This is a genomic window from Streptomyces sp. CB02400 (assembly GCF_001905725.1).
Classification (GTDB): Bacteria; Actinomycetota; Actinomycetes; order Streptomycetales; family Streptomycetaceae; genus Streptomyces; species Streptomyces atrovirens.
The window spans coordinates 41024-59790 of record NZ_LIWB01000024.1; the positions used below are offsets into that span (position 1 = coordinate 41024).

An 18767-nucleotide genomic window follows, 5' to 3' on the forward strand; every position below is an offset into this window, starting at 1 on the left:
GTGCCGCCCTGGGGGTACCTCCCTGGGGGAGGCACGACTGCCCGCAGCTACGGCGGTTGCAGTGGTGGGTGGCGCGACTGCCAGCAGCTACGGGGGTGGGTGGCCCCACTGCCCGCGGCTGCGCCGGTAAGCGGCGCAGCCGCTCGTAGCTAGCGGCTCGGGTAGACGTACGGTGTGGTCGTCGTCAGAGGGGTGAAGCCGAGGCGTTCCAGGATGGGGCGGCTCTGGCTGGAGGCGTCGACCTGGAGGTAGCGGTAGCCGAGGTCCGCCGCGACCCGGGCCCGGTGGGCGACCAGCGCGCGGTAGATGCCCCGCCCACGCCAGTGCCGTACCGTGCCACCACCCCACAGCCCGGCGAACGAAGTACCCGGCACCAGCTCCATGCGCGCCGCGCTCACCGGCTCGTCACCCGCCAGCGCCACGACGGCGACGACGCTGTCGGGGGCGGTGGTGAGCCGGTCGAGCAGGTACCGGTGGAACCGGGAGGCATCGGTGCCGAACGCCTTCGCCTGCGCGTCGGCCATCAGGTCGACACCCGCCCGGTCGGTGACCCGCACGATGCGGACGCCCTCGGGCGGCTCGGTGCCGAGGGCGAGACCGGCGACCTCGCCCACCATGAGCGTCTCGACCGGCTCGGGGGTGAATCCGGCCGCCACGAGCCGCTGTCCGAGGTCCACCGGCAGGTCGTGCCCGTACAGCTTCCACTCGAACTCACGGCCGATCCCGGTGAAGTACGCGATCTGTTCCGCGATCGCCGCGTCCACGTCCACGCCCGCCGCCTCCGGCGCGGACCAGACGACACCGTTCCAGCCGTGCGCGGGGCCCGCATGGCGCACCACGGCGCCGACGCGCTCGACCTCCGAACCGGGGCCGTCGGGCCGCACCTCCTCACGCATCTCACGGTCGAACAGGGCGAGTACGGCAGCTTCATCCATGCGGCAGACCCCACCATGGGGCGGTGTCCGGGGCAACGGGATTACCGTTGCTGTCGTTCAAGCGTCGTGAGGAGGCCGGACCATGGTCGTGCGGGATGAGGAACTGCCGTATCTGCGGCGCTGCGTGGAACTGGCGGCCGAGGCGCTGGAGTCCGGCGACGAGCCGTTCGGTTCGGTGCTGGTGGCCGGGGACGGCACCGTGCTCGCCGAGGACCACAACCGCGTGGCCTCCGGCGACCGCACCCGGCACCCCGAGTTCGAGCTGGCGCGCTGGTCGGCGGCGCACATGAGCCCCGCCGAACGGGCCGCGGCCACGGTGTACACCTCCGGTGAGCACTGCCCGATGTGCGCCGCCGCCCACGCCTGGGTGGGCCTCGGACGCATCGTGTACGTCGCCTCCTCCGAGCAGCTGGCGTCCTGGCTCGCCGAGCTGGGGGTGCCCGCCCCGCCGGTGCGGACGCTGCCCGTCACCGAGATCGCCCCGGGCGTGACCGTGGCCGGGCCCGTCCCCGGACTGGCGGACGAGGTCGAGGAGTTGCACCGGCGGTTCCACCGCGGACGCGGCTGACCCACGGGGGCCGATCGTTTCTCCGGACGGTTCAGCCGTACGTCCGCAGGCGGGCGCGGCGGTACAGGGCGACTCCGCCCAGGAAGAGCGCGGCGCCGGTGCCGAGGACCGGGAGCGTCCGGTCGGCACCCGTGTCGGCGAGGGCTGCGGTGTGCGGCGGGGCCGCGTGCGGCGCCGGGTCGGGGAGGGTGCGCGGCGGCGCGGCGGGCCCGGGTCCGTCCGGGCGGTCGGGCCGTTCGCCGGAGGTGTTCGTGGAGGTGTTGCCGGCCGACGCGTTGCCGGCGCCGGCCACGTTCACGCTGTTCCCGCTGACGTTGACCGGAAGGTCCACCGGCAACCGCACCCCGTTGCCGGACACCGCGCCCGGCGAGTCCTGCGCCTCGGTCACGGCGGAGGGCCCCGCCGCTGTACCGCCCCGCTCGCCCGTGTCCTCGTTGACGCAGGTGTTGCCCGCGGCGGGGTTGAGCAGGCCCACCGCGTTCACCGTGTTCCCGCACACGTTCACCGGGACGTGCACCGGGAGCTGGACGGTGTTCCCGGACCCCACGCCGGGCGAACCGGCCGCGATCCCCTCCGCCCCGGCATCGGCGTACGCCGGTACCGCCACGGCCATCGCGCCCGACGCCGCGGCGACGGCGATCACGCCGTTTCGGGTGACCCGTCTCATCGGTTCCCTGCCTTCCAGAGATGGTCGCGGGCGTCCGCCCGCACCGGATAGAACGCGACTGCGGCATCCGGGTTATGGCTCATCCGTATGCCGCAGCCGGTTCACCCCATCGGGCGTCCCGCCGCTCGAACCCCGGGCAAAGACCGTCGAACTCATGGCGGCCGAACACCGGACCGGGGCGCCCGGCGGGCCGCCGCGAGGCCGACGGGCGGGAGCCCCGGGGCCCGCTTATGGTGGGCGAGGGCGCAGGTCGGGACGTCCCTGGAGGCATCGATGCTGGCCAAGCTGTCCAAGCGACCCTCGGTCCGGCGCTGCGCGGTGCGGCCCTCGGTCCCGCGCTGCGCGGCCGCCGGGGCGGTCGGGCTGGCCTTGCTGGGTACGGGGCTGACGGCCACCGGCCGGACGGATTCCGACCTCGACCGGTTCTACGACCAGAAGATCACATGGGCGGCCTGCGAGAGCGCGGACCTGCCGAAGGACATGCAGTGCGGGACGGTCACCGTGCCGCTCGACTACGCGAAGCCCGACGAGGGCACCCTCGAACTGGCCCTCGCCCGCTACCGCGCCTCCGGCGACCCGCGGGGCTCGGTGCTGCTGAACTTCGGCGGCCCGGGCGGTTCGGGGGTGATGGGGCTCGCCGGCGGCCGCGAGGACTTCCTGGGCCTGACCGAGGACTACGACGTGGTCTCCTTCGACCCGCGCGGCGTCGGCCGTTCCGCACCGGTCAGCTGTGGCGCCGACGCCACCGGTCAGGCGCTGGAGGCCACCGACGGCGAGGAGATGGCGGACCCGCGCGACACGCTGCGCAAACTGCGCGAGGTGGCCGCCGAGTGTGCCGAGCACTCGGGCCCGGTCCTCGATCACATCGGCACCGTGGACGTCGCACACGACCTGGACGTGATGCGCCAGGCGCTCGGCGACAGGAAGCTCAACTACCTGGGATTCTCGTACGGGACCCGGCTCGGCGCGGTGTACGCCGCCAAGTTCCCCGACAGGGTCGGCCGCATGGCGCTGGACGGCGTGGACACGCTGACCGAGCCGCTGGCCGAGCAGGGGCTGGCCGGTGCCAAGGGGCAGCAGACCGCGCTGGACAACTTCCTCACGTGGTGCACCGAGGAGCTCGCCTGCCCGTTCGGGCAGGACGCGCGCACGGCCCGCACACAGGTCGTGGAGCTGGTCGACTCGCTCGACGAGAACCCGGTGCCGACCGACTTCGGTTACGAGTTCACCGGTCAGGACCTGGCCGGCGCCATCGGGCAGGGCCTCTACACCAAGGAGATGTGGCCGCTGCTGCAGCGGGCGCTCGCCCAGCTCATGGAGGACGGGGACACCCGCGGGGTGGAGGCCCTCGCGACCGGAGGGATGGCGCCGCCCGTGCCGCAGCGGGCCGACCACCCCCTCGTCGACGAGGAGGACGTGCCCCTGGACAACCTGCCGGCGGCGCTGATGGCGGTGAACTGCGCGGACGACCCCGACCGTCCGGACGCCGAACGGCTGACCCGGGACCTGGCCCGGCTGCGCAGCGCCTACGAGGAGGCCTCGCCGGTCTTCGGGCGGTACCGGCTCGCCCAGGTGGTGCTGTGCTACGGCCGCCCCAAGGGGACCGACTACATCCGCGAGCGGGTCAAGGACCTCGACACGCCGAAGATGCTGCTGGTCGGCACCCGGGGCGACCCGGCCACGCCGTACCGCTGGACGGTGGAGACGGCCGAGCGGCTCGGTCCCTCCGCCGTGGTGCTGGACAACCGGGCCGAGGGGCACACCGGCTACGGGTCGTCCGAGTGCGTCCACCGCAAGATCGACGACTTCCTGCTCTACGGCTCCCTGCCGCGCAGCGGCAGTTCCTGCGGCTCCGAGGACGACGGCCGCGTCTGAACGGCGGCCCGGCCCCGAAGACGCACAGGCCGTTTCGCCCCGAATGCCCCGCCGGTGAATCCGCCCTATGGTGCTGTCATGGAGCACGATCTGAGTCCCGCGACCCTTGCCGAGCTTCGTCGCCCGCGCCCCTACCCCGCGGTGTCCGTGCTGACGCCGACGCACCGGCGCGAGCCCCTCAACACCCAGGACGCCGTCCGGCTGCGCAACGCGGTGGCCGAGGCCAAGAAGAAGCTGGAGGCCGATCCCGCGGTCACCCGGGACCGGCGCAACGATGTGTCCCTGCAGCTCGACCGGGCCCTGACCGAGGTCGATCTGTCGCACTCGGAGGACGGACTGGTCATCTTCGCCGCCCCCGGCGAGCACCAGGTGTGGTCGCTCGCCCGCGCCGTGCCCGAGCGCATCGTCCTCTCGGACACCTTCCTGACCCGCAACCTCGTCTCCGCCCACACGGCGCAGCGGCCGTTCTGGGTGCTGTCCGTCTCCGCCGACCGGTGCACCCTGTGGAGCGGCGGCGTGGACCGGGTCGTCGAGGAACGCGTCGGCGGCTTCCCGCTGGTCCGGGAGCAGCGGAACTTCGACCCCGAGCGGCAGGAGCAGGTCGGCGACCAGCCGAGCAACTTCCGGGACGAGGACACCCGCCGGTTCCTGCGCGACACGGACACCGCGATGGGGAGGCTGCTGCGCGACCACCCGCGACCGCTGTACGTCACCGGTGAGCCCGCCGCCCTGTCCCTGCTGTGCGAGGCCGGCAGCGTGGCCAGGGACGCCGTGCACGTCCCGCACGGCGGGCTGGCGCACGGCACGCCCGAGGCGGTGTGGCAGGCCGTGCGGCCGGTGCTGGAGACCGAGGCCCGCAAGAGCACCGAGGACGTGGCCCGGTCGCTGGAGTCGGCCCGGGGGCGCAAGGAGTTCGCGGCCGGCGTCGACGAGCTGTGGCAGAGCGCCCGGGAGGGCCGGGTCCGGCTGCTGGCCGTGGAGGAGAACTACCGGATCACGGTGCGCGACGCCGGCGAGCATCTGATCGTCGCCGAGGACGGTGACCTGGACGCCCGCGCGGACATCGTGGACGAGATCGTGGAGCAGTGCCTGGAGACCGGCGCCGAGGTCCGCTTCGTCCCGGACGGGGCGCTCGGGGACGCGGACGGGATGGCGGCGGTGCTGCGCTACTGAGGACGGGGCGACCCACCGGTCACCCGCATGCAAACACTTGTCCGTCGAACGCGCGAATGAGTGGTGACCGGTGGCCGACGGGACGTCATATCACTTGCGTACCATGGGAGTTGAGACGCCCACAGTGCCTCTGACGTATTCCCGCGGGTAACCCGGCGAAGACGGTGGCATATGCCGTAGGCACCGCCTTATCGTGTGTTGCCGAATCCCTTACAGGCCGTCGCGGGCTGTGCGACAGTCGTAGCGGCCCCTCCCTCCACCTGAAGGCCGTACCGTTCCCGCATCGGAGTGCGTCATGCCGTCCCACCTCTCCGCGGACCGTCCAGCCGCCCCGCCGCCGGGACGCGGTCCGGTCGACGCGCTCATCTCGCAGACCCGGCGGCTCAAGGGCGAGGTGGACGCCGTACGCCGTGACACCCCGGCCGACACGGAGGACCCGCGGGAACGCTGGCGGCGCGCGCTGTACGACCTGGCGCTGCACCAGCTCGACGACCTGGACGGGCACCTGGCGCAACTGCGGGACGACCCGCTCCCCGTGCCGGGTCCGGCGCCGGCACCGCACGACGCCCTGCTCAGCCGGGTCGGCAGCGCGGAGTGGGACCTGCTCACGGACGAGGTGCGCTGGTCCGGGGAGCTGTACCGGATCCTGGGCCGCGACCCGGCCGCCGCGCCGCTCACCCTCGACGAACTGCCCTCGCTGGTGTTCGAGGAGGACCGGCCCAGACTGACCGCGATGGTCACGGACTGTCTGGTCGACGCCCGGCCCATCGACGGGGAGTTCCGCGTCGTACGCCCGGACGACGGCGTACGGACCGTGCACATGATGGGCGAACCGGTACTCGGTGCCGACGGCAGCACCGCCTCGATGTGGGCGGTGCTGCGCGACGTCAGCGAACTGCGCCGCTGCCGACGGGCGGTGAGCGAGACCCGTGACTCGCTGCACCGCCGGCGGCACGCCGCCGCGCGGACCGAGCACCGGCTCGCGGTCGAGCTGCAGGAGGCCGTGCTGCCGACGTGGCACGGCCCCCTGCGGCTCCCGCAGGCCGGCCCGGGGGCCCTCGACCTCGCCGCGGCCCACCTGCCGCCGTCGGCGCACGCGCGGATCGGCGGCGACTGGTACGACGCCCTGGAACTGCCCGACGGCACGACGCTGCTCAGCGTCGGCGAGCTGACCGGACACGGCGTCGGCGCCGCCTCGGGCATGGCGATGCTGCTCGGCGCCGTGCGCGGCATGGCGATGACCGGCACCGCGCCGGGACCGCTGCTGGCCTGCCTCAACCGGTTACTGGACACCACCGCGCAGCCGGCCCTGGGCAGCGCCGTCTGTCTGCGCTACCGGCCCGAGACCCGCTCACTGCTGTGGGCGCAGGCCGGACACCCCGCCCCGCTGCTGTTCCGCGGCGGGACGGGGCGGGCGCTGGACGCGCCGGACGGCGTACTGCTCGGCGCCACCTCGGGCGCCTCCTACGGACAGGCCGAGGAGACCCTCGAAGCCGGTGACGTGCTGCTGCTGCACACCGACGGACTGGTGCCCGGGCACGCCGGAGCCACGGCCGTGCACCGTCTGCTCGAACTGGCCCCGCGCTTCGCCGCCGCCCGCACCGCGCAGGAGTGCGTCCGGGCGGTCGTGGAGGAGCTCGGCGAGCGGGAGCGCGACGACGCCGCCTGTGTGCTCGTCGCCCGGGTCGCCCCGTAGCGATCCGCGCCGGGCCGGGCCGCCCCCTCACGCCTGGGCGGTGCCGCCCTTGCCCCTGGGCCTGGGCAGCACCAGTTCGATCTCCTCCCTGAGCTCCTGGATCCTCGGGTACGAGGCGTACTCGGCGGTGAGCCGGTACATCTGGCGCAGCCGGTCCCAGGTGCGGCGCGAGGAGTTCTGCCCCATCGACACCAGGGCGAGGCGCGCGAACCGGTCCGCCTGTTCGGGGTCGTCGGCGATGAAGCACGCGGAGGCCATGGACAGGAAGTCGAAGATCTTCGACCGCTGCTGCGCGTCGACCCGCAGTGCCAGCGCCTTGTCCGCGTAGTGCTGGGCGTGCGTGGCGGCGTCCGGCTCGAACTCCGCGAGCGTCCGGTACGCCAGCGCCTGCATGCCGTACAGGTCCGCCTCGTTGAACAGTTGCATCCAGTTCGGCGGGGGCACGTCCCCCTTGTCGGAGACGAACAGGTCCTCCGCCTGTCCCAGGGTGCGGCGCATCGCCTGGCCCCTGCCCATGGACGCCTGCGCCCACGCCTCGATGGTGTGGAACATGGCGCGGGTGCGCGGCAGGACCTCCTCGCCCGAGCCGGACTGGGCGAGTTTCATCAGGTCCATCGCCTCGTCGGGCCGGCCCAGGTGCACCATCTGGCGGGCCGCCCGGGACAGGGCCTCACCGGCGCGCGGCCGGTCACCGCCCTCCCGGGCCGCGTGGGCGGCGATCACGAAGTACTTCTGGGCCGTGGGTTCCATGCCGACGTCGTGCGACATCCAGCCCGCGAGGACGGCGAGGTTGGCGGCGACGCCCCACAGGCGCCGCTGGAGATGGGGTGGGTGGTGGTAGGCGAGCATCCCGCCCACCTCGTTGAGCTGGCCGACCACCGCCTTGCGCTGGAGACCGCCGCCGCGGGCGGCGTCCCAGGCGCGGAACACCTCCACGGAGCGCTCCAGTTCCTCGATCTCCTGCGAGCCGATCGGGGCGGCCTCGTACCGGTCGAACCCGGCGGGGTCGGCGCGCAGGGGGTCGTCGAGTCGGGGAGCGTCGGCGGTCAGGGCCGGATCGGTGTGCAGCCAGTCGTGCATGGCGCTGCTGAGTGCGGAGCCCGCGGTGAGCGCGGCACCCGCGCCCACCAAGCCGCGTCGGTTGAGCATGAGGTCCATTCCCGTGAATTCGGTGAGGACCTCGGCTGTCCGCTCGGGCGCCCACGGCACTCCGTCGGGATGTTCCGCACTCCCGGGGCGTGGCCGTTTCCCCGTACGCCCGTGCCGGACCAGACCGAGATCCTCGATGGTCACGACACGGCCGAGACGCTCGGTGAACAGAGCCGCCAGCACCCGCGGTACGGGATCGCGCGGGATCTCTCCCATGTCGATCCACCGCCGCACCCGGGAGGTGTCGGTCGCCAGCTGGGGGTGGCCCATGGCCGCCGCCTGCCGGTTGACCAGCCTCGCGAGTTCGCCCTTGGACCAGCCGGCCAGGCCGAACAGGTCCGAGAGCCGGGTGTTGGGTTGTCCGCTCACGTCAAGCCCCCAGGTTCTCGGCTGAGTTGACAGTAGCCCGGTGCGGGTTGCCGGGCGACTATTCGCCAGGGTTCGCCAGGGTGCGCCAGATGGTGTGCCAGGGGACATCGGGTGTCGAGTAGGAACGCGCCACCACGACCCCGTCGCACAGGGGCATTCCCCCAGGGTGCGCCCGGGCGGCCGGGCCGGGTGGTGCACTGACGTCGCAGGCACACGAAGGGATCTGTATCACCCATGTACGCAGCATCGTCCTCCGTGTCCGCCCCGCCCCGGCCGCTGCGCCCCCGTCCGTCGGACAGCGGCCCCTACCTCGCCCCCGCGCGCCCGGCGAACCCCGTCCTCGGCGCCGGCAACGTACGGCGCACCGCGGGACCGGGCACCCAGCCGCTCAGCGGGAGGCTCGACCTGTCCGGCCCGCAGGGCGCCCAGCTCCGCACGGCGATCGCGTCGGTGCACCGCATCTGCCCGGAGTTCGCCCCGGTCCAGGTGCTGCGCCGCACCGGCCGGTCCGTCCTGCTGGTCGGCACCACCGGCCGGAGCACCGCGGTCGCCAAGTGCTTAGTGGACCACTCCCCCGCGTGGAGTGAGCGGATCCGCCACGAAATAGCGGCATACCGCTCGTTCGTCCGGCACCGTCCGCCTGTGCGGGCGCCCCGGCTGATCGCGGCGGACCCGGACAACGGCACGCTGGTGATCGAGCGGCTGCCCGGCAGGGTCGCGGCGCTCCAGCGGCACCCGGCGGAGGCACCGCCGCGGGCGGACATCAGGGCGGCACTCGGCGCGATCTGCCGGCTGAACTCCTGGCGGCCGCCGGCCGGGACGTTCGACGCGCCGCTGGACTACGCGGCCCGTATCTCCCGGTACCACGAGCTGGGTCTGCTCACCGACCGGGACCTGGGCGACCTGCAGAAGCTGCTGCACGGCATCGCGCTGGCGACCGGGCGGCAGGGCATGGGCCAGTTCTGCCACGGCGACGCCCTGCTCTCCAACATCCTGATCTCACCGGCCGGTCCGGTGCTGGTGGACTGGGAGCACGCGGGCTGGTATCTGCCGGGGTACGACCTGGCGACGCTGTGGTCGGTCCTCGGTGACGCTCCGGCGGCCCGGCGTCAGATCAGCCAGATCGCCCAGTCGGCGGGGCCGGCCTCGCGGGACGCCTTCCTGGTCAACCTGATGCTGGTGCTGACCCGGGAGATCCGCACGTACGAGACGGCCGTCCAGCGCTCGATGCAGGACACGTCCCCCACGGCCCCGTCCGGCGAGGAACACCGCCTCCTCCTCCGCCGCCTCCACGACGACTGCCAGATGGCCCGCCGAGCAGTACGAGCAGCAGTAGGCACCCGCTGACCACCCCGTCCCGATCGCGGGCAGTCGTGCCACCCCAACTGCGGGCAGTCGTGCCTCCCCCAGTGCCTCAAGGGCCTGGGAGGTACCCCCAGGGCGGCACGGGTGGGCGCAGCGGCACCCGGCAAGCGCCGGCCGGCGAACCCACCCCCGCCCCACCACCACTGGCGTACACCACTGACGCCCCGCAGGCCCGGCACCCACCACCACGAAACCGACGCGCACCCCGATTGACAAGGTAATACGCGCCTCCCTGGGCATGATTGACGGATTATCAGCCGACCGGTACCACTGACGCACCACTCGGCTCACGTCACACGTCCCACCGTCCCAGGAGGCCGCATTGAGACAACCCGTCCGCATCCTCGCCGCAGCCGCCCTCACCCTCCCCCTGCTCGGCGCCGCCCCCTCCACCACCCCGCCGAGCACCGCCCACCTCCAGCAGGCATTCGCCACCGCAGCCGCCGAGTACGACGTACCGCAGAGCGTGCTGCTCGGCGTCTCCTACCTCCAGTCCCGCTGGGACGCCCACGCCGGCGCCCCGAGCGTGACCGGCGGCTACGGCCCCATGCACCTCACGGACGCCCGCACCGCGCTCGCCGCCTCCGACCACCATTCCTCCGGCGCGGAGGACCCGCGCGGCGACGAGGCCCGCCCGTCGAAGCGTCCCGAGGCACGAGCGGCACGTACCGAAGAGCTGCCCGCCCGGCTCACCACCCTGCCGAGAGCCGCCCACCTGACCGGCCTCAGCCCCGAACGCCTGCGCGAGGACCCGGCCGCGAACGTGGCGGGCGGCGCAGCGCTGCTGGCCGAGGCCCAACGCCGGCTGGGCGAGCCGAAGAGCGACGACCCCGCGGACTGGTACGCGGCGGTCGCCCTCTTCTCCGGCGCGGACGACACCGCGTCGGCGACGGCGTACGCGAACGACGTGTACGAGGTGATCCGCGCCGGCGAGGAACGCGTCACCGACGCCGGACAGCAGGTCGCCCTGGCCGCCCGCCCGGGCCTCGCGCCCGACACCGCGGCGCTGGAGCGCGCCGGACTGCGCACCGCCTCCGCCGCAGGGACGGAGTGCCCGAGGACGGTGTCCTGCGAGTGGATCCCGGCACCGTACGAGGAGTTCGGCGACGGCGACTACGGCAACCACGACCTGGGCGACCGGCCCGCCTCGCAGCGCATCCGGTACATCGTCGTCCATGACACGGAGGGCGCCTGGGAGGGCGTCCTCGACATGGTGCAGGACCCCACCTATGTGTCATGGCAATACAGTCTGCGCTCCACGGACGGTCACATCGCCCAGCATGTGAAGGCGAAGGACGTGGCCTGGCACGCGGGCAACTGGTACGTCAACGCGGGGTCGATCGGACTGGAGCACGAGGGTTTCCTGGCGGACCCCGACGCCTGGTACACCGAGGCGATGTACCGGTCCTCGGCCCGGCTCGTGAAGTACCTCGCCGAGAAGTACGACATCCCGCTGGACCGGCAGCACATCCTCGGCCACGACACGGTGCCGGGGACGACCACCGCCACCATCCCCGGCATGCACACCGACCCCGGACCGTACTGGGACTGGCGGCACTACTTCGAACTGCTGGGCAGGCCACTGAAGGCCACGGCCGGCAAGCACGCGGGCATCGTCACGATCCGGCCCGACTACACCGCCAACCGGCCCGTCTTCACGGGCTGCGAGACCGCGGGCGAGCCGTGCGCCACCCACGGGTCGAGCGCGGTGCGGCTGTACTCCGACCACGACGAGGACTCCCCGCTGATCAGGGACATCGGCCTCGGCTCCGCCCCGACCACCGGGGTGAACGACCTGTCCTCGCGGATCTCCACGGGCCAGCAGTACGCGGTCGCCGACCGCTGGGGCGACTGGACCGCCATCTGGTACCTCGGCCAGAAGGCCTGGTTCGAGAACCCGAGGAAGCATCCCACCGCGGTGCCCGCGAAGGGCAAGGTCGTCACACCGAAGAAGGGCCTCGACTCGGTGCCGGTGTACGGGAGGGCGTACCCGGAGAAGGCGGCCTACCCGGAGGGCGTGCCGGCCCAGGCGGTGTCGCCGCTGCCGTACACGGTGCTCAAGGGCCAGAAGTACGTGACCGGGGGCAAGGTGCCCGGCGAGTACTACTACGCGGTGACCTTCGACGAGGCGTCCCACCAGGTGGTGCGGGGCAAGGACCTGTACTACGAGATCCAGTTCGGCCACCGGGTCGGGTTCGTCCGGGCGGCGGACGTGACGGTGACGTCGTCGTAGCGGCGCGAAGGACGTAGCGGGAGGGCCGGGTTCCCACGGAACCCGGCCCCTTGTGTCAGCCCTGCTGGAACAGCTCCGCGGGAAGCGGCTTGAGGAGGGCGTACAGGTCGTCGGTGATGGGGCGGTCCCAGGCGGCGATGGTCACCAGGACGTTGTCGCTGCGGTCGAACTGCACGCAGGAGATCCGGCTCTCGGAGAGCTTGACCCGGCGCACGATCAGCAGGTTGTCGCCCTGCATCACCGGCACGTCCTCGGTGCCGACGACGGTGATCTCCTCGTCGTTCTCCAGCGCCAGCAGCAGTTGCCCGACCTCGAAGGGGACCTCGCCCTCCGGGACGTCCCGGGCCGGGGAGCCCTCGGGCAGATTGCCGATGATCATCGCGGGGCCGCGGCCGCCGAACAGGTCGTAACGCAGGAAGACGCCCTGGCAGCTTCCGTCGGGGGCGGGCAGCAGCCCGGCGCCCAGATTGCCGGGCCAGTCACCCGGGTCCATGGCCAGAACGTCGAATTCGGGCCCGGCGGGCGTGGCACTGCGGCGGCGGAGGAACGACATGCCGCCATGGTACGTGCCCGGACCCGCGTATGGACGGTCGGGCGACGCCCGCCTCCGCTACCCGGACCGCCGGTGCCGCTCGTGGTGGCGGGCCACCCGCGCGCGGTTGCCGCAGGAGGGCTTGCACCACTCCTGACGCGGGTGTTCCTTCAGGAAGTAGCGCACGCAGCGGGGGGCGTGGCAGGCGCGGAGGCGTTCGCGGTCGGGGCCGGTGAGGAAGGCGATCGCGGCCTGGGCGAGTACGGCGGTCAGGTCGTGCCCGCCGTCCGGGACGGGCCGTCGGCGGACGACGGGCTCGGCTCCGTCGTCCCACCGCAGGACCGGGACGGTGGGGGTACGGGCGGCAGCGTCGTTCAGCTTGCGCAGGGCCTCGGGGACGGGCAGGAGGCGGGCCGCGTCCGCGGGGCTCGGTTCGGCCGGGCGGACGGCGTGCGCGAACAGGGCGCGGACGGCGGCGCGCAGGTCGCGGACGTCGGCGAGGCCGCCGGCGTCAGCGACATAGCCTTCCGCGCCGGCCAGCACCTCCGGACGCGCCCGCACCCAGCCGGTGAGCCCGCCGGTCTCGGCCAGGTCGTCGGCGACTCCGCCGTTGCCGTCATGACGAATGGTGAGGGCGAGGTCCAGGACGAGATGGGCGTCCGTGATGATCGAGTCCCGCATGCCGCTAATGATAAAGGAGTCTGCTGCCATTAGCACCGGGCGCTGTGCTCGGGCGGGGGACGTCGCGCAACTCGGCGCTGCGAGGTGCCGCTGCGCCCACCCGTGCCGCCCCAGCGGCACGAGTGCCCGCAGCTACGAGGGGGGAGGAATCACCGCGACCGGACTCACCGCATGAAGCAGCACCGCCTGCGTCACCGACCCCATCATGCGGGCCGGCGCCAGCAGCCGACGACGATGACGGCCCACGACGACCAGTTCGGCGTCCCGCGACGCGTCGACCAGATGACCGGCCGCGTCCCCGGGCAGCACGTCGATCCCGGCGGCGACCTCGGGATGCCGTTCCCGGTGCGGAGCGAGGAAGCCGTCGGCGAGAAGACGGGTCTCGTGCTCGACGGCGTCCTGGTCGACCTGCGGCGGAGGCATCTCCCCCGGCAGCATCCAGGTCTGCAACGGCCACGGATAAGCGGCGAGAACCCGCAGCCGGACACCACGCAGCGCCGCCTCCGCGAAGGCGAAGGCGAGCGTGGTCTCGTCGGGACTGTCGGCGTTCAGCCCGACCACCACGGGCCGGTCGGCCCCGGCCGACGCCCCCTCCTCGTCCCCGCCCCCACGCCCGGGCCGGGGCACGACGACGACCGGGCACTCGGCGTCACGCGCCGCGGCCAGGGAGTTGGACCCGAGCAGCAGGCTGGCGAAGCCCCCGCGTCCCCGGGAGCCGAGCACCAGCAGCCGGGCCGTGGCCCCCGCTTCGGGCAGCAGCGCGCCCGGCGCCCCCTCCAGCGCCACGTACTCGGCAGCGGGCAGACCGCTCCGCTGTGCCAGGTGGCCGCGGACCTGGTCGAGGACCGGGTCCTCGTCGGGGTCGGGCGGCCCGGCCGCCAGGACCTCGGGCTGTGCCCAGGAGGCGTACTGGCGCACGTGCACGATCCGCAGCGGGGCCTCGCGCCGGCGTGCGGCGTCGAGGGCCCACTCCAGGGCGCGCAGGCTGTCGTCCGAACCGTCGACCGCCGCGACGACCGGCTGGGTGTTCATGGTTCCTCGCCTCCGGGATACGACCTTCGGTCTCCGCCCCCCGGCCAGCCTGACTCAGGCGCGGGCCGGGAACGGCGCTTCGGATCGCGTGTCCGGAAAAACGCGCGGAACACCCCCCGTGGCGGCGGAGCCGCTCACGTCAGGTCGAACTCCCCCTCCCGCGCTCCCGACACGAACGCGCCCCACTCGGCGGGGGTGAAGATCAGGGAAGGGCTCTCCGGGCTGCCGCTGTTGCGCATGGCGATGAAGCCCTCCACGAAGGCGATCTGGACATCGCCCAGGCCACGGCTGCTGGACTGCCACTGCGCGTTGCTGAGGTCCAGCTCCGGCTTGTCCCAGCCCGTGAGCGGGCGCTGCTGGGTGGTGCTCTCGGCCACGTCCGTGCTCCTCCCGATTACCGTCGTCCGCGGGCCAGCCTAGCGATCGGTCCCTGCCCCCGACAGGCCGCGAGGAACACCTTTCCGCGAGGACGCCGGGGCGGGCGGAGCAAACCGGGCCGGCGCGCTTTGAACCCACGGCGACGTGCCGACGTACTGGTGTGGGCAGGCCCGCTCACCGGGCCCTGTCCGCCATGCCACCGCAGGACCGCACGGAAGGACCCTCCGGGTGTCGCTCTTCATTCGCCCCCGCCGGCTGCCGGACACCACCGAGGGCGGAGCGGACCAAGGCGGCGATCCGGCCGCGTCCGGGGAGAGCGTCGGAAGCACACCGCCGGTGGTCACGCCACCGGGCTGGTTCGGCTGGCGGCACCGGTGGCCTCGTACGGCGCGCGGGGTCACCGTGGGGACGACGGTTCTCGCCGGGGCGCTGGTGCTCTTCGCGTTCCTCATGCCGAACCGGGTGGAACGCGTCGGCGTCGACGCGTTCGTCCGGCTGCCCGCCGAGGGCGTCCTGCTCGCCGCGCTGCTGCTCGCGCTGCCGTCGAGGTGGCGGCGGACCGGGGCGGTGGTCTCGGGCGTCCTGCTCGGTCTGCTGATCGTCCTGAAGCTCGTGGACATGGGCTTCCACCAGGTGCTGGCCCGGCCGTTCGACCTGGTGCTCGACTGGATCCTGCTGGACGACGCGACGGACTTCGTCCGGGAGTCGTTCGGCCGGGGCGGGCAGGTGCTCGCCGTGGCCGGGGTGATCGTGCTGTTCGTGGCCCTGCTGGTGGTGATGACGCTGGCGACGGTGCGGCTGACCGGTCTGATGGCCCGCCACCGTCCCGTCGCCGTCCGCACGACGCTGGTCCTGGGCGTCGTGTGGATCACCTGTGTCACGCTGGGCGTGCGGGTCACCGGTGTGCCGGTCGCCACCAGGGGCACCTCGGAGATGCTGGGCAACCGGGTGGAGCAGGTGCGGGCGGGGCTGCGCGACGCGCGGGTCTTCGAGAAGGAGGCCGCGGTCGACGCCTTCGCGAAGACGCCGCCCGACCGACTGCTCACCGGGCTGCGCGGCAAGGACGTCCTGTTCACCTTCATCGAGAGCTACGGCCGGGTCGCGATCGACGACCCGGCGATGGCGGGACCGGTCGACACGGCGCTGAAGAACGGCACCCGGAGGCTCGAGGACGCCGGTTTCGCCTCCCGGAGCGGCTGGCTGAAGTCCCCGGTGACCGGCGCCGGAAGCTGGCTCGCGCACTCCACCTTCCTGTCCGGTTTGTGGATCAAGAACCAGCAGCGCTACCGCAACCTGACCACCAGTGACCGCATGACCCTGACCAAGTACTTCCGCAAGGCCGGTGGCTGGCGGACCGTCGGCATCGTGCCCGGAGTGCGGCGGGCCTGGCCGGAGGGCGAGTTCTTCGGCCTGGACCACATCTACGACTCCGAGCACCTCGGCTACCACGGCCCGTACTTCAGCTGGACCCCCGTGCCCGACCAGTTCAGCCTGGAGGCCTTCGAGCGGCTGGAGCACGGCAGGAAGGACCGCGAGCCGATCATGGCGGAGATCATCCTCGCCTCCAGCCACAACCCTTGGTCCCCCATCGCGCACATGATCGACTGGGACGACCTCGGCGACGGCTCGGTGTTCCACGAGATCAAGAAGGAGGGCACGGACCCGAAGGAGGTCTGGAAGGACCCGGAGAAGGTGCGCACCGAGTACCGGCGGGCCATCGAGTACTCACTGAGCAGCATCACCGAGTGGGTCGAGCGGTACGGCGACGAGAACACGGTCCTGGTCTTCCTCGGCGACCACCAGCCGGTGCCCACCGTCACCGTCGGGAGCACCAACAGGGACGTGCCGGTCACGATCGTCGCCAAGGACCCGAAGGTGCTGGACCGGGTGGCCGGCTGGAACTGGACCGAAGGCCTCAAGCCCGCGCCGGACGCTCCGCGCTGGGGCATGGAAAAGTTCCGCGACCGCTTCATGACGGCCTACGGACCGCGGGGCGAGGGGGAGCGCCAGTGAGGCTGAATTTTTGCCGGACGGGCTGAAGAACAGACCCTCCGGCGTTTGAGGAGCGGGGTCCGGGGCGGGAAGGGGCGGCGGGGGTGAGAAAAGCGCGGGCGGACTCTTGCCCCCAGGCCAGTGGCCTGACTTACTGTTCCCGGAAAGATCGACCGAATGATCGGTCGCCCGAATTGGTATGACAGGTGGGAGGACGGTCCCGATGACGGAGGCGGCGGACCTGCTGGACCCGGCGGAACGGCTCGACCTCGAGGGCCTGCGGGCGCTCCAGTTGGAGCGGCTGCGGAGCTCGCTGCGGCACGCGTACGACCATGTGCCGTTCTACCGGGAGTCCTTCGACAAGGCGGGCGTCCACCCGGACGACTGCCGCTCGCTGTCCGACCTGTCCCGTTTCCCGTTCACCACCAAGGCGGACCTGCGGGAGAACTACCCGTACGGCATGTTCGCGGTGGGCCGCGACCGCATCCGCCGTCTGCACGCCTCCAGCGGCACCACCGGACGCCCCACGGTCGTCGGCTACACAGAAGGTGACCTTTCCATGTGGGCCGACATGGTGGCCCGGTCCATCCGCGCGGCGGGCGGCCGACCCGGGGACACGGCACATGTGGCCTATGGCTATGGTCTGTTCACCGGTGGTCTGGGCGCCCACTACGGCGCCGAACGGCTCGGTTGTACGGTGATCCCCGCGTCCGGCGGGATGACGTCCCGTCAGGTGACGCTGATCCAGGACCTGAAGCCCGAGATCATCATGGTGACCCCGTCCTACATGCTCACCCTGCTCGACGAGTTCGAGCGGCAGGGTGTCGACCCGCGCTCCACCTCGCTGCGGGTGGGGATCTTCGGCGCGGAGCCGTGGACGGAGCGGATGCGGCAGGAGATCGAGGAGCGGTTCGCGATCGACGCGGTCGACATATACGGGCTGTCGGAGGTGATCGGACCGGGTGTCGCACAGGAGTGCGTGGAGACCAAGGACGGGCTCCATATCTGGGAGGATCATTTCTATCCGGAAGTCATCGATCCGTTCACCGGCGAGGTCCTCCCGGAGGGCGATCGGGGTGAGCTGGTCTTCACCTCGCTCACCAAGGAGGCGATGCCGGTCGTCCGGTACCGGACGCGGGACCTGACCCGTCTGCTGCCGGGGACCGCCCGGGTGTTCCGGCGGATGGAGAAGGTGACCGGCCGCAGTGACGACATGGTGATCCTGCGCGGGGTGAACCTCTTCCCCACGCAGATCGAGGAGATCGTGCTGCGCACCCCGGGCGTGGCACCGCACTTCCAGCTCCGTCTCACCACGGAGGGCCGTATGGACTCCCTCACCGTCCGCGCGGAGGCCCGCCCCGGCACGGACGCCACGGTGCGGGACGTGGCCGCCCGGTCGATCGTGGCGGCGGTGAAGGACGGCATCGGCGTTTCGGTGGACGTGGAGATCGTCGATCCGGAGACGCTGGAGCGCTCGGTGGGCAAGATCCGGCGGATCGTGGACCTGCGCGAGAAGCGGGACTGACCGCCCGTTCCGGCTACTCGGCGGCCACGATCCGCTCGACCGCGGCCGTCACCAGCCGCTCGCGCTCGTCCGGGGTGAAGACGTCCGGCAGGGTGAGCTGTTCGACGATCAGCCAGTTCAGCGCCAGATACAGCAGCCTGACGGCCATGGCGTCGCCGGGCAGACCCGCTCCCTCGTGGTAGCGGACGTTGGCCTCGACGTCGGCACGGACCCGCTCGGTGAGCACCTCGCGGAGTCCGGGGCGGCGGGTGGCCTCCAGCCGGAGTTCGAGCAGGGCGAGGTATCCGGTGCGGAAGGCGGCGACACGGCCGACCAGTTCCCGCATCAGCCCCGCGTAGGCCTCCCGGTCACGGCCGGCGGCCCGCTGCCGGGCGATGAGCTCGTCGTCGGGCTGGAGCCGCTCGTAGACCCGGGCGCCGGCCTGGGTGAGCAGGTCGTCGCGCGAGGAGAAGTAGTTCGACGCGGTGCCGACGGGTACGGCGGCCTCGGTGTCCACCGCCCGGAACGTCAGCCCCCGGGCGCCCCCACGGGCCAGCACCTCGATCGCGGCGTCCACCAGCGCGGCCCGCCGCTGCTCGTTCCGTCTGACCACTGACA

At 72.5% G+C, this 18767-nt stretch carries 16 protein-coding genes; 8 read left to right on the forward strand and 8 right to left on the reverse strand.

From position 1 onward, the window contains the following. Nucleotides 1–149: 149 nt before the first annotated feature. Nucleotides 150–935: a GNAT family N-acetyltransferase gene (locus tag AMK33_RS36460; RefSeq protein ID WP_073937327.1), complete on the reverse strand. Its 786-nt coding sequence runs from the start codon at nt 933–935 to the stop codon at nt 150–152. Between the two features lie 82 nt (nt 936–1017). Here AMK33_RS36460 and AMK33_RS36465 point away from each other — a divergent pair, with 82 nt between their 5' ends. Beyond that, nucleotides 1018–1503, forward strand: coding sequence for a nucleoside deaminase (locus AMK33_RS36465; RefSeq protein ID WP_073937328.1), 486 nt, complete (start codon nt 1018–1020; stop codon nt 1501–1503). A gap of 31 nt (nt 1504–1534) precedes the next feature. On the opposite strand, the gene AMK33_RS36470 is transcribed toward AMK33_RS36465, so the two are convergent. Next, nucleotides 1535–2170: a chaplin gene (locus tag AMK33_RS36470; RefSeq protein ID WP_073937329.1), complete on the reverse strand. Its 636-nt coding sequence runs from the start codon at nt 2168–2170 to the stop codon at nt 1535–1537. 273 nt (nt 2171–2443) lie between these two features. Here AMK33_RS36470 and AMK33_RS36475 point away from each other — a divergent pair, with 273 nt between their 5' ends. The 3 genes from AMK33_RS36475 (at nt 2444) to AMK33_RS36485 (ending at nt 6914) form a co-directional block, all read left to right on the forward strand. Further along, nucleotides 2444–4045: an alpha/beta hydrolase gene (locus AMK33_RS36475; protein WP_073937330.1), complete on the forward strand. Its 1602-nt coding sequence runs from the start codon at nt 2444–2446 to the stop codon at nt 4043–4045. A 78-nt stretch (nt 4046–4123) separates the two neighbouring features. After that, complete coding sequence (locus AMK33_RS36480) at nt 4124–5218, forward strand: baeRF3 domain-containing protein (RefSeq protein WP_073937331.1); 1095 nt, start codon at nt 4124–4126, stop codon at nt 5216–5218. A gap of 295 nt (nt 5219–5513) precedes the next feature. After that, nucleotides 5514–6914 (forward strand): PP2C family protein-serine/threonine phosphatase, encoded by a 1401-nt coding sequence (locus AMK33_RS36485; RefSeq protein ID WP_073937332.1) that lies wholly within the window; start codon nt 5514–5516, stop codon nt 6912–6914. Between the two features lie 27 nt (nt 6915–6941). On the opposite strand, the gene AMK33_RS36490 is transcribed toward AMK33_RS36485, so the two are convergent. Continuing rightward, nucleotides 6942–8432 (reverse strand): DNA-binding protein NsdB, encoded by a 1491-nt coding sequence (locus tag AMK33_RS36490; protein WP_073937333.1) that lies wholly within the window; start codon nt 8430–8432, stop codon nt 6942–6944. A gap of 234 nt (nt 8433–8666) precedes the next feature. On the opposite strand from AMK33_RS36490, the gene AMK33_RS36495 reads away from it, so the two are divergent. After that, entirely contained in the window at nt 8667–9779 is a 1113-nt protein-coding gene (locus tag AMK33_RS36495) for an aminoglycoside phosphotransferase family protein (protein WP_073937334.1), read from the forward strand. 340 nt (nt 9780–10119) lie between these two features. Beyond that, nucleotides 10120–12030 carry an N-acetylmuramoyl-L-alanine amidase gene (locus tag AMK33_RS36500; protein WP_073937335.1) on the forward strand — a complete coding sequence of 637 codons (1911 nt, stop codon included), beginning with the start codon at nt 10120–10122 and terminating at the stop codon, nt 12028–12030. A gap of 55 nt (nt 12031–12085) precedes the next feature. Here the strand turns inward: AMK33_RS36500 and AMK33_RS36505 are convergent, their stop codons facing one another. The 4 genes from AMK33_RS36505 to AMK33_RS36520 form a co-directional block, all read right to left on the reverse strand. Beyond that, nucleotides 12086–12583: a hypothetical protein gene (locus AMK33_RS36505; protein ID WP_073937336.1), complete on the reverse strand. Its 498-nt coding sequence runs from the start codon at nt 12581–12583 to the stop codon at nt 12086–12088. 57 nt (nt 12584–12640) lie between these two features. Next, nucleotides 12641–13243, reverse strand: a complete 603-nt coding sequence (locus tag AMK33_RS36510; RefSeq protein ID WP_079195110.1) for a CGNR zinc finger domain-containing protein — start codon at nt 13241–13243, stop codon at nt 12641–12643. A gap of 132 nt (nt 13244–13375) precedes the next feature. Then, a complete protein-coding gene (locus AMK33_RS36515) occupies nt 13376–14275 on the reverse strand; it encodes a universal stress protein (RefSeq protein WP_073937338.1) in 900 nt (299 codons plus the stop codon). 134 nt (nt 14276–14409) lie between these two features. Further along, on the reverse strand, nt 14410–14652 hold the full coding sequence (locus AMK33_RS36520) for a DUF397 domain-containing protein (protein WP_030862688.1): 243 nt from the start codon (nt 14650–14652) through the stop codon (nt 14410–14412). A gap of 451 nt (nt 14653–15103) precedes the next feature. On the opposite strand from AMK33_RS36520, the gene AMK33_RS36525 reads away from it, so the two are divergent. Then, nucleotides 15104–16666, forward strand: coding sequence for a sulfatase (locus tag AMK33_RS36525; protein ID WP_443030949.1), 1563 nt, complete (start codon nt 15104–15106; stop codon nt 16664–16666). Between the two features lie 202 nt (nt 16667–16868). After that, nucleotides 16869–18170: a phenylacetate--CoA ligase PaaK gene (gene paaK / locus AMK33_RS36530; RefSeq protein ID WP_073937340.1), complete on the forward strand. Its 1302-nt coding sequence runs from the start codon at nt 16869–16871 to the stop codon at nt 18168–18170. A 13-nt stretch (nt 18171–18183) separates the two neighbouring features. On the opposite strand, the gene AMK33_RS36535 is transcribed toward paaK, so the two are convergent. Continuing rightward, on the reverse strand, nt 18184–18762 hold the full coding sequence (locus AMK33_RS36535) for a TetR/AcrR family transcriptional regulator (protein ID WP_073937342.1): 579 nt from the start codon (nt 18760–18762) through the stop codon (nt 18184–18186). Nucleotides 18763–18767: the final 5 nt, after the last annotated feature.